This is a genomic window from Pseudolactococcus raffinolactis NBRC 100932 (genome assembly GCF_001591765.1).
GTDB classification, from domain to species: Bacteria; Bacillota; Bacilli; order Lactobacillales; family Streptococcaceae; genus Pseudolactococcus; species Pseudolactococcus raffinolactis.
Genome location: NZ_BCVN01000045.1, coordinates 1 through 12019 on the forward strand (window position 1 = coordinate 1; position 12019 = coordinate 12019).

Annotated in this window: 6 protein-coding genes, 1 tRNA gene and 2 pseudogenes; 1 reads left to right on the forward strand and 8 read right to left on the reverse strand. The window is 40.9% G+C overall.

The window, feature by feature from the left end; genetic code table 11:
• Positions 1–68 precede the first annotated feature (68 nt).
• The 4 genes and pseudogenes from LRA01S_RS09505 to uvrB form a co-directional block, all read right to left on the reverse strand.
• Positions 69–694, reverse strand: a pseudogene (locus LRA01S_RS09505) (ATP-binding cassette domain-containing protein).
• Between the two features lies 1 nt (position 695).
• Positions 696–2654, reverse strand: coding sequence for a DUF1430 domain-containing protein (locus LRA01S_RS09510; RefSeq protein WP_061775385.1), 1959 nt, complete (start codon positions 2652–2654; stop codon positions 696–698).
• A gap of 62 nt (positions 2655–2716) precedes the next feature.
• On the reverse strand, positions 2717–3004 hold the full coding sequence (locus LRA01S_RS09515; protein WP_061775386.1) for a lactococcin 972 family bacteriocin: 288 nt from the start codon (positions 3002–3004) through the stop codon (positions 2717–2719).
• A gap of 479 nt (positions 3005–3483) precedes the next feature.
• Positions 3484–5472 carry an excinuclease ABC subunit UvrB gene (gene uvrB, locus LRA01S_RS09520; protein ID WP_061775387.1) on the reverse strand — a complete coding sequence of 663 codons (1989 nt, stop codon included), beginning with the start codon at positions 5470–5472 and terminating at the stop codon, positions 3484–3486.
• Positions 5473–5543: 71 nt separating this feature from the next.
• Here uvrB and def point away from each other — a divergent pair, with 71 nt between their 5' ends.
• Positions 5544–6164 carry a peptide deformylase gene (gene def / locus LRA01S_RS09525; protein WP_061775388.1) on the forward strand — a complete coding sequence of 207 codons (621 nt, stop codon included), beginning with the start codon at positions 5544–5546 and terminating at the stop codon, positions 6162–6164.
• A gap of 89 nt (positions 6165–6253) precedes the next feature.
• On the opposite strand, the pseudogene LRA01S_RS09530 reads toward def, so the two are convergent.
• The 4 genes and pseudogenes from LRA01S_RS09530 to LRA01S_RS09545 all read right to left on the reverse strand — a co-directional run bounded on the left by LRA01S_RS09530 (position 6254) and on the right by LRA01S_RS09545 (position 11952).
• A pseudogene (locus LRA01S_RS09530) lies at positions 6254–8543 on the reverse strand (ATP-dependent Clp protease ATP-binding subunit).
• A 238-nt stretch (positions 8544–8781) separates the two neighbouring features.
• Positions 8782–9912, reverse strand: coding sequence for an RNA polymerase sigma factor RpoD (gene rpoD / locus LRA01S_RS09535; protein WP_082785445.1), 1131 nt, complete (start codon positions 9910–9912; stop codon positions 8782–8784).
• A 2-nt stretch (positions 9913–9914) separates the two neighbouring features.
• A complete protein-coding gene (gene dnaG / locus LRA01S_RS09540) occupies positions 9915–11768 on the reverse strand; it encodes a DNA primase (protein WP_061775389.1) in 1854 nt (617 codons plus the stop codon).
• Between the two features lie 96 nt (positions 11769–11864).
• A tRNA-Ser gene (locus LRA01S_RS09545) sits at positions 11865–11952 on the reverse strand.
• Positions 11953–12019 lie beyond the last annotated feature (67 nt).

Sequence of the window (12019 nt, forward strand, 5' to 3'; positions counted from 1 at the left end):
GAATTTCTATAAAGATGATTCTTTGCAGATACTAAAAAGTGATACCCTTCCAAGGCATCACTTCCGAGTCATGATAATCGTAACACGTTGTCTACACGACTGTAAACATGTGGATCGTGTGTTGCGATGATTAGTGTTATCTCATCTCCAACCAGCTGCATCAAGATATCAATGATTTCTCGACCAGTATCTTCATCTAAAGCTCCGGTTGGTTCATCCGCTAAAATAATCGACGGTTGTTTTAACATCAACTTAGCAATGGCAACTCTCTGTGCCTCACCACCAGATAAAGAAAAGATCTTACGTTTCATATCATGATAGATAGATCCACTTGCTTTAGGACTTGTACCATTAACGCCTCTTGCTCTGCACGACTTTCTTTTTTACCCACAAAAGCTAAAGTGAGATTATCTTTAATGCTCTCATTATCAATCAAGCCATAATTTTGAAAGAGGTAGCCTAAATAGTCCCTAAAATAAACTCTTTCAGAAAGTTTGTTCAAGTTTTTTCCTTCTAATAGCACTTCACCACTGTCTGGCATTTCTAGTCTGCCAATCATGTTGAGTAAAGTAGTTTTACCCGAACCTGATTTGCCTGTCAAAGCATAGCTCTTACCCGCTTCAAACTGATAATCAAAGTGAGACAAAACTTCATAACCATCATAACTTTTACCAATATCTTTTAATTCAATCATCTCATTCTCCTTTCAAAGTTGCAAGGCTTGCAGTTTTACTCGCATAAACCTGCCTGATAAAAACAGCCAAAATGATTCCTAAAAATAGAAATGGAATCAACAAGGTTAAGGCAGGTAGATGTGTCACGAAAATCATGACCACTGAAAAACCAATCATAATCAGTAGTTGCGTTAAGTAATGCTTGTGTATTTCGAACAAGGATTTGCCTGCTAAACACGCCACTGCAAATTTCTTACGATTTTGGTACAAATAAATCAGGTTCATGAGCGAGATTAGGAAGACAGCACTCATGAGTGCCATAATAGATGCAACCACCATAAAGAGTTGCTGTGTTCTGACACCTGCCAATCTATTAGCGACTGCAAACTTACCATTTGAAAAAGAACCTAGGCTGTTTTCCAGACCATGTTTTTTAATCAAAGCATCTGTCAATGGACCATCTGAAAATTGCACCTGCCCCTTGCTAATCCAAGAAAAGACCTTATCAGTTCCGTCAAAAGTCTGAGGCGTTACCACAATCAGTAAAGGATTTTTAATGAAAGATCTATTATCAACCGCAGTCCACCCGAACATCCGAAAAGTAAAAAGCTCTTTTGATGGTACCTGATAAATTGCTGATATAGCTTCTATGCCTAAAGGTTTATCTGAGTATGAATTCATCTTCTCAGACCACGCAGCTACCAGTTCCTTTTTCTGTTTACTTTGAGTTTCTGGTATGAGTATTCCATAGGTTTTATCTGGCATATTAGCCAGTTTTTCAGATAATGTGCTATCAAGTCTAATGCCTACCTTCTCTAAATAATTATATGTCACATAGAGCACATTTTCCTCAACATGTGGTGTGGGAAAGTATTGATCTATTTTTGATAAATTATTGAAGTTATCTGAGACGATGAGCATCTCTTCTTTCTCATTCGCTTCTAGTAGAAAATTTGACAATTGTTGTCTATATCCGTCTTTACTACCAGCTAATGAACTTGGTGCGATGTAGTCATATTTTGACCAAGCTACCTGTGCATGCTCTAATCGTTGAATTTCCTTGTGATTATTTAAGACATTAGCAAAGGAAAAGATGAGGCATATCAAAGCCAGCAATTGTAGGACTAAGACCATATTCATCAAGGCGCCTAGAGGCACTCGGTGTTTGATGACAAGATTAATTTTTTGACGTTGTAAAAACAGATAAGTGATGCCACCTACAAACACCTCTACACCTACCAAGACAAACACCCAAAAAAGCACTGGGAAAAGTAAAACTCCAAAATACATGGCATGCTTGAGATTAAGCATATATAAAATTAGACTGCTGATACCCAAAAGCAGACTAGCTGTTATGAATAAGAAAGCAAGACGCTGCCTGATGCCTGAAAAAGCAAGGACAAAACCTGACATGCCCGACAGACGCTGGATCCCTTGTTTTTTCAAGTTCGCCGTTACTTGAGCCATGAGTAAAGCTATATAGGAAATGATAAAAAGTAGCGTGCCGATGATAAGCCGTAGATCAAGCATGGCTGAAATTCCCTGAAAACGCCAGTCAGTATCAGCAAGTACCGTCTGATTCCCTAAATCATTTAGGCGTTTAGATAAAGTCTTAGCATCAATCCCTTTACCGAATATAAAATAGTAAACATCATCACCACTATTTTCAAGATATTTTTTCCCTTTTTGCTCTGGAAAATCATGCGGCAGCTTTCCCTTACCAAACTTTTGAAATGTTGGTTGATTATCCTGTTTACCATCTGTACTTGCGACCATAATCTGCTTAGCGATTAAAACATGTTTTTCTTTGGCAATATCAGCCATGACCTCTTTTATGTTAGTTTTGGCTTTTAAAACAAGGACTCCTCCGTCTGCCCCTACAAACATCTGTTTGTGTTTTGCAATCACAATAAAGGTACCCAGTGATACAACCATAGCAACTGATAAGACGATTAGTATCTTTTCTAGTTTTTTATACATTGTAGATCCCTCTTTTGAAAAAAGACTGAGACTTGCGTCTCAGCCCCTTATTCTAGTCTTTATTACCAATAGTTATAATAGAAAGAACACTTCTCAGTGATATTACGACCAACGAGAGCTTTGGCCCACACACCCGCATCTTGTGTATCAGAGTCATCACGACCAGTATTATTATTTTTAACGGTCGCTGAATGGGTTTTACTTCCATGGTGGTAATTTGAGTACGCTGAACTAAAATTGTATCCATAGTTCCAAGTCCCCTCCGATGGCTCCGCTGCTTTTGCTGCAAGACCTCCTGTAGCCAGTAGTGTTGCTGCAGAAAGCGTCAAAAGTAATGTTTTAGTTTTCATTTTTGAAAATCTCCTTATTCTATTTGGGTGTTCTTACAAACACACTTGAAAAATAATGGGTAGAGACATATCAATGGCCTTAATATGTCTATTTTTTGTACTCTTAATTGCACTGCGCGCGGATGCAATTTAAAACTAATTTTGCGCCAAATTAGTAGGGAATACAAAAATAAAGCAAGGGGCAAGAATTAGCTAAAAACTCACTTTCTTGCTTTTTCACCCTTATGATAACACTAGAAAAAACACTTTTCAAGCGTTTTCATTAAAAAACATGTATTTTTAAAATTAGAAAATAAACCCTTATTTCAAAAGCTTTCCTATTTAAATAGCAACCCCAAAAACTATAAATTCATTATTTTTTACGTTATTTTTTAAACAATACCTCATTATACTTATTTATTAATTTATAATCCTAAAAACTAAAAAAGTCTAGGCACATAGCCTAAACTTTTCATCTGTCCGAGAGATACGGTCAACCTCTAGTCCATCGCCTTAATCTCCAATATCGTATCGCGAATTTGTGCCGCAAGCTCATAATCTAAATTACCAGCCGCTTCATTCATTTGTTCAGTCAGCGTTTTAACTGCTGCCTGACGTTCTTTGCGGGTCATCGTCTCATAGTCCACTTCGACAACTTGTCCATCATCGGCAACCTTAGTCAAACCAATCTTATCCCGAATCTCCTTGATAATCGTCGTCGGTGTGATCCCATGTGCCGTATTATAGGCAATCTGCGTCTCACGACGCCGAGCAGTCTCATCAATCGCAATTTTCATCGACTCCGTCATCTTATCGGCATACATAATCACGCGACCTTCCGAGTTCCGCGCCGCGCGCCCAATCGTCTGAATCAAGCCACGCGCATTGCGCAAGAATCCTTCCTTATCGGCATCCAGAATCGCCACCAAGGACACTTCAGGCACATCGATCCCTTCACGCAAGAGATTAATCCCGACCAGCACATCAAACACACCCAGCCTTAAATCACGCAGAATCTCCGTCCGCTCAAGCGTTTTAATATCCGAGTGCATGTATTTGACCTTGACACCCATTTCCTTGAGATAATCGCTCAAATCCTCAGCCATTTTCTTGGTCATGGTCGTGACAAATGTCCGTTCGTTGCGCTCAGCGCGCAGATTAATCTCGCCTAGGAGATCATCAATCTGACCCATGATGGGACGAACCTCTACGATTGGGTCAAGTAGACCAGTCGGCCGAATGATCTGTTCAACAATCGTATCCGTCTGCTCCAGTTCATAATCACCAGGCGTCGCAGAAACATAGACAATCTGATGCACATGGCTTTCAAATTCTTCTCGTCTAAGTGGTCGGTTATCAAGTGCACTTGGTAAACGGAAACCGTAATTAACCAGCATCTCTTTACGTGACCGGTCACCATTATACATCCCTTTGATTTGACCCATGGTCATGTGACTTTCATCAATCATGATCAAGAAATCATCAGGGAAAAAGTCTAGCAAGGTATAAGGTGGCTCACCTTCAGTACGACCATCCATGTGACGCGAATAGTTTTCGACACCGTTGGTATAGCCCATCTCACGCAACATTTCGATGTCATAGTTAGTCCGCTGCTCCAAACGCTGCGCTTCTAACAACTTACCTTCCTCGTTAAAGTGTTTGAGTTGTGCTTCTAATTCGGCTTCAATTTTAGCAATCGACTCTTCCATGTGTTCGTCATTGGTCACAAAGTGGGTTGCGGGGAAAATCGCCAAATGCTCCACTTCGCCCAAGACATGACCAGTCAAGGCTTCAATCTCACGAATTCGCTCGATTTCATCACCGAAAAACTCAACACGAAAGGCGTTCTCATCACGAGAGGCTGGGAAAATTTCGACCACATCGCCACGCACGCGGAATTTACCACGCTGGAAGTCAATGTCATTGCGCTCAAACTGGATATCAACTAAGCTATTGAGCAAGTGGTCTCGTGAGATTTCAAGACCCGGTCGCAAACTGACCACATTATCAGCATATTCCTTGGGATTCCCCAAACCATAAATACAGCTAACCGATGCGACGACAATGACATCATTGCGCTCTAAAAGCGAGCTCGTCGCACTGTGGCGGAGCTTGTCGATTTCGTCATTGACCGAGCTGTCTTTTTCGATATAGGTATCAGAGCTTGGCACATAAGCCTCTGGCTGATAATAATCGTAGTAAGACACGAAATACTCGACCGCATTATTGGGGAAAAACTCTTTGAACTCACCGTAGAGCTGACCGGCAAGGGTTTTGTTGTGGGCGATGACAAGCGTTGGCTTGTTTTCACGCGCAATCACCTGACTCATGGTATAAGTCTTACCAGTCCCCGTCGCTCCCAGCAAGATTTGTGCCTTCTCACCATTTTCGATCCCTTCAGCTAGCGCTTCAATCGCTGTCGGTTGATCACCAGATGGCTCATACTTTGAAATTAACTCAAATTTTCTTGACGTATCTTTTTCTATCATAGGTCAATTTTACCATTTTTGACCCCTGTTTTGTGGTATAATGAATGTGAATTCATTAAAAAGAGGTTATCATGTCAATACAAGAAAAATTAATCAAAGCTAGTCATTTAATCGACATGGACGATATCGTGCGTGAAGGCAATCCAACGCTTCGCGCGGTAGGTGCCGACGTTGAACTACCACTCTCTGACGAAGATATTATCTTAGGAGAAAAGATGTTGGAATTCTTACGTAACTCGCAAGATCCTGTCATGTCTGAAAAAATGGGCCTACGTGGTGGTGTTGGCCTTGCTGCGCCACAACTCGATGTCTCTAAAAAAATCATCGCTTGCCTTGTTCCTAAAGAATTTGAAAGCGAAGAAGCCGCTGAAAAAGCCAACGAGGCTTACAGCCTAGCAACAATTATGTACAATGCTAAAATCGTGGCACATTCCGTTCAAGATGCAGCCCTTGCTGATGGCGAAGGTTGTCTATCTGTTGACCGCGATGTCCCAGGCTACGTCGTTCGCCACGCGCGTGTCACAATCGACTATATCGATAAAAACGGCGACAAACAACGCATCAAACTTAAAGGCTACGATGCCATGGTCGTCCAACATGAGATTGACCATACCAATGGTGTTATGTTTTACGATCGCATCAACGAAGCTGATCCTTTTTCGATTCAAGATGGCATGTTGATTATTGAATAAAGACAAAAACGTTCTGACAGACTTTGACTGTTAGAACGTTTTTTTTATTAGACTCTAAAAAAGAGCTACATCAGCTCTTTTTCATCTATTTAAGCGTCAGCAGAGCCTGCATCAGCTGTTGTTTCTGCTATAGCTCCATCCGTTGTTGCGTCATCAGACTGATTGACAATGACGATTTGATCATCAATGACGTCTGCTGTGAGCATTTTATGTTCGGGATGTTCGATATAAAAATCTGCGATGGCATCTTCGATATGGTCTTGGATAGTCCGGCGGAGTGGTCGAGCGCCCATTTTCGGATCATAACCAAGATCAACTAATTTTTCTTTGACTGCTTGAGTTACGTCCAAATGGATTTCATTTCTTGAAATCTGTGCATTAACGTCAGCCAGCATCAAGTCAACAATTTGCAGGAGATTGTCTTTACTTAAGGCTTTGAATTCAATGATGCCGTCAAAACGGTTCATGAACTCAGGGCTGAAGAAATCACCAAGTTGACCTAAGACAGAGTTTGTCGTGCCTTCACGAGCTGCACCGAAGCCGACATTGGCTTCTACTTTACCAGTCCCTGCATTTGAGGTCATGATGATAATCGTGTCCTTAAAGCTAATCGTACGACCTTGAGCATCGGTCAGACGACCGTCGTCCAAGATTTGTAAGAACATGTGCATAACATCTGGATGGGCTTTTTCGATTTCGTCCAGTAAGATCAATGAATAAGGATTGCGACGGACTTTTTCAGTCAGTTGCCCTGCTTCTTCATAACCAACATAACCAGGAGGCGCACCAATCAGCTTGGCCACACTGTGTTTTTCCATGTATTCGCTCATATCGAATCGAATCATGCTGTCTTGACTACCGAAAAGCTCCAGGGCTAATTGCTTAGCAAGTTCTGTTTTACCAACACCCGTTGGTCCGACAAACATAAAGCTACCGATTGGGCGATTGGCTTTCCCAAGGCCTACACGGTTACGACGGACTGCCTTGGAAATTTTATCAATGGCATCATCTTGACCAATGACATGCGCTTTCAAGTCATCGGCTAAATTGATTAACTGCGTTTGTTCTTTTTCTTTCAAATCACCTACAGGAATCTTCGTTTTTTCTTCAATGATAGATTCGATGTCTTTTTCAGTGATGACTGGTGTTTCTTCATCCGTCAATTCTTGCTTAGATAATTCTCGCAATTTGGCGATTTGATCACGGAAATGTGCTGCTTTTTCGAAGTCTTCAGAACGCAAGGCTTCATTTTTGGCATCTTCAGAAGACTGAATCCGTTTGGCAATTTCCTGAGGATCAAAGAATTTTAAGGTCAGATTTTTCTTAGATCCAGACTCATCTAACAAGTCAATGGCCTTGTCAGGCAAGAAACGATCTTGAATATAACGGTTAGACAAGATGGCTGCCTGTTCAATCGCTTCATCCGTATATTTCACGTGATGGTAGTCTTCATAACGTTTTTTGAATCCCGCGTAAAATAGTAATCGTTTCATCAACAGAAGGTTCATCAACTTTAACTGGTTGCATCCGACGTTCAAGCGCAGCATCTTTTTCAATGATCCGATATTCATTTAGCGTTGTTGCACCGACCAGCTGCAATTCACCACGAGCCAATGCTGGCTTCAAAATGTTGCCAGCATCCATATTACCATCGCCAGCAGACCCAGCACCCACGATTTCATGGATTTCATCGATGAAAAGAATCACATCTTGACGGTCAGAGATTTCTTTCATCAATTTTTGCATGCGCTCTTCAAATTGACCACGAATCCCTGTCCCTTGAACCAAACTCACAACATCTAGTCGAATAACTTCTTTATTTTGTAGTTTTTGTGGTACATCACCATCAACGATTTTTTGGGCTAAGCCTTCAACGACAGCAGTTTTACCAACACCAGGTTCGCCAATTAAAACAGGATTATTTTTAGTCCGGCGATTGAGAATTTCAATCACGCGAGTAATTTCCTGATCACGTCCAATGACTGGGTCAATTTCACCTTTACGGGCACTTTCAGTCACGTTAAAACCGAAGTCTTCTAGCATACCTTTGGGTTGTGCGTTTCCTGCACGACCACGAGGTGGTTGACCACCATTACCACCACGACCAGTCTGTGTTGGCGGTGTGGCATTGTCTGGTCGGCCATTAGGATGGTTCATATTATTACCTAATGTTCCGAAAAGATCATCGAAGGGATTATAGTTAGCATCTGATTGATTGGTTGCGCCTTGGTTAGCACCACCACCAAAAAGATTTGTAGGTCCACCTGATTTCATGATTTGGTAACAGTTTTGGCAGAGATCATTTTGTTTTTTGACACCATTTACATTTGTGTAGAGGTGAATCGTTGCTTCATTAAGCTGACAATTTTGACAGAGCATAGACGGTAACTCCTTTACAGTTTGCAAATCCTTCTCTAGATTTAAAATTTTCATACTTTGGAAAGATTTGATTATTTTTAGTTTGTTTTAAAGGATAATTGGCGTTTGACCAATTTTGACCTTTAATCATATTATATGCTTATTGTAATCTATTTTCAAGAAAAATGCTCATTTAAAATCATATTAGGGCACAAAAAAAACGCCGTTTGACGTCTTTTGAGTTACTAATATCAATGATTTACATAAAATCTCGTAATTGTTTGCTACGTCTTGGATGACGTAATTTTTTCAAAGCCTTGGCTTCAATTTGACGAATCCGTTCACGAGTTACTTTGAATTGTTTGCCAACATCTTCCAATGTGTGCATGCGGCCATCATCTAGACCAAAGCGCATCCGAAGGACGTTTTCTTCACGATCAGTCAGGGTATCCATGACTTCGTCAAGTTGCTCACGTAACATCACACGGTTGGTGTAATCAACTGGACTTTCAATCGCATCGTCCTCGATAAAATCACCCAAATGTGAATCATCTTCTTCACCGATTGGTGTTTCAAGCGATACAGGTTCCTGAGCAATCTTCAATATTTCTCGCACGCGTTCCGGTTTGATATCCATTTCTGCACCAATTTCCTCAGGAGATGGGTCGCGACCTAAATCTTGTAAGAGTTGGCGTTGAATCCGGATCAATTTGTTGATCGTTTCAACCATGTGGACTGGAATACGAATCGTGCGCGCTTGGTCAGCAATGGCACGTGTGATGGCTTGACGAATCCACCACGTCGCATAAGTTGAGAATTTGAAACCTTTGGTGTGATCGAATTTGTCAACGGCCTTCATTAAGCCCATGTTACCTTCTTGAATTAGATCAAGAAATTGCATGCCACGACCAGAATAACGTTTGGCAATAGATACAACGAGACGTAGGTTGGCTTCAGCAAGCATTTGTTTAGCCATCTCGCCTTCTTCACCACCCGCAACAATCGCTTCGGCTAAACGTGTTTCTTCGTCAAATGTCAAAAGTGGGAAGCGACCGATTTCTTTCAAGTACATCCGTACTGGATCATCAATACGGACATTGGTCACAATCTCTTCGACTTCTTCTTCAGCTTCTTTTTCATCGATTTTTGTCGATTCAAGTGCCATCACTGATGGTTCACCTTTTTTATCAACGATTGAGATACCAGCATCCTGAATTTTTGTGAGTAGCGCTTCAATACCGTCAGCATCTAATCCAAATTCTGTGATAAGTTCAACCGTAATATCATCATCTACAGCTTGACCTAATTTTTTATGGTCGCGAATAAATTCTGCAACCGTAACGTCAAATACTGAGAAGATTTTTTTACTATCTTTTTTTATTTCTACCAATTTTATACCCCATCTTGTTGTTTCTGAGCAATGATTTGCAAGGTTAATTGTAATTCTAAGGCACTATTCCCTGTCTGCTTAGCTTGTGCAAGTTGATCTTGCAAGGCCTGCAATTGGGAGCCTTTAGCTGCTTTAAAGAAATTCTTTAATAAATCGTCAATTTCCTGATCTGAGATGTCGTCTGGCACATTGACAGAGGATAAGACCTCATAAAATGTTTCAGAGTCTTCACCCGTCAACTGTCCCATCAAACCTGTTTCATCTACCTCTCCCAAGCCTATCATCTTCTCAAATAGTTGCTGATACCGCCGATGCACAAACTGAAAATCATGAATGGACGCCACACGAGTCAGAACACTTGGATGATAAATCATCCGATGTAATAACTGCAACTCTGACAACTCTATCTGTGACAATTTCTTATTGCTTGATATTGGAGCAGGTACTACAGGTGCCATGGACTGATCCATAAATGAATAGCTGTCATCCTCTGACGGAGGAGGAGGTGCCATACCATCATCAAACATAAACGGCTCATCATAGATGACCTGAGAGGCAACGACGTTTTCCCGCCTTTGATTAACGGCGGACTCTACTTGATTATACTCGAAATCCGGTAAAATCTCAACTAATCGCTTTATATACGCATCTTGCGCTGTCAAAGATTGAATCGCTGCAATTTTAGGACTCATCAAATCAATGAAATCTAGCTGAGCTTGTAGATTAGATAAATTTGCTGGTCGTAAATGATCCATTAAGAACTCAACAGGCGCCATCCTACCAGATGTCATCAAAGTCCCAAGAGCACCAGGATAAGCCTTATTGTATTCATCAGGATCTAAACCATCCGGAATCCGAACCACTTCGACATCGTCCGATGCTAGTAAATTCAAAGCTTTATAGATGGCATTCTGCCCAGCCTTATCCCCATCATAAACGAGAATAAATTTCTTAGTAACCGACCGAAGTTTGCGAATATGGCCTTCCGTTAAAGCTGTCCCCATACTCGCGACAGCGTTGCTGACACCATTTTCATAAGCCGCGATCACATCCATAAAGCCTTCCATCAAATAAACTTCTCGCGTTTTTTTGATACTTTGACTCGCTCGGTCAAGGTTGTAGAGCGCTTCTGATTTGTTGAAAATTGGTGTGGTCGTTGAATTTTTATACTTAGCTAATGTTTTGTTGGAAAGATCTTCTGGTCGCCAGATACGTCCTGAGAAAGCGATGACCTGACCATTCTTATCATTAAGTGGAAACATAATTCGACCACGAAAACTATCGAAGATGCGATTCTCAGCAAAAGTAATCAAACCTGAGTTTGTCAAAACAGATTCTTCAAATTTTTGTTTGACGCTCTGATAGAGAAAATCATTATCAGATAAACTTAAACCGATATTGAACTTCTCAATAATTTCATCTGAGATACCTCGATTATGGAGATATTCCCTAGCTTTAGCGCCCTCTTCGGTCGCTGTCAGAACAGTATGGTAAATCCTTGCTGCTTGATTATGTAAATCAAATAACGCTTGATTAGGATTATCCTGTGCGGGTCGCGTGTCAATCTCAAGCACAATCCCTGCCATATCCGCAACTTCTTTTACTGCTTCTCGAAACGGAATTTGTTTATAGTCCTCAAGAAATTTGAAAATATCACCAGATTTACCACAGCCAAAACAATAGTAAAACTGCTTTTGAGCATTAACATTGAAACTTGGTGTTTTTTCCCCGTGGAATGGACAAAGACCAAGGTAATTTGTACCAGCTTTAGACAAGTGCACATGCTGTGAAATAACATCTACAATATTGATACTAGACCTGATTTCTTCTATCATCACTTTATCAAGAAGTGCCATGCTACCTCCAATCTCAACCCTATCAGATACAATTAACTATTGGCAACCACCATTACATAGGCAAAAAAACGTCTATTCAACAATAGACGTATTTGACGGAGAAGACAGGATTCGAACCTGCGCACCGGTTTCCCAGTCTAACGATTTAGCAAACCGTCCTCTTGAGCCTCTTGAGTACTTCCCCAACTTCTTTATTATATCATTTATCAAATCTTTTTGAAAGCCATAATCTTTTGACTATCTTTCAAAAA

What these genes read in the sequence shown, in the direction of transcription:
- def (WP_061775388.1), top strand. Translation starts at nt 5,544, where the DNA reads ATGTCAATACAAGAAAAATTAATCAAAGCTAGTCATTTAATCGACATG.
- dnaG (WP_061775389.1), bottom strand. Translation starts at nt 11,768, where the DNA reads ATGGCACTTCTTGATAAAGTGATGATAGAAGAAATCAGGTCTAGTATC.
- LRA01S_RS09515 (WP_061775386.1), bottom strand. Translation starts at nt 3,004, where the DNA reads ATGAAAACTAAAACATTACTTTTGACGCTTTCTGCAGCAACACTACTG.
- uvrB (WP_061775387.1), bottom strand. Translation starts at nt 5,472, where the DNA reads ATGATAGAAAAAGATACGTCAAGAAAATTTGAGTTAATTTCAAAGTAT.
- LRA01S_RS09510 (WP_061775385.1), bottom strand. Translation starts at nt 2,654, where the DNA reads ATGTATAAAAAACTAGAAAAGATACTAATCGTCTTATCAGTTGCTATG.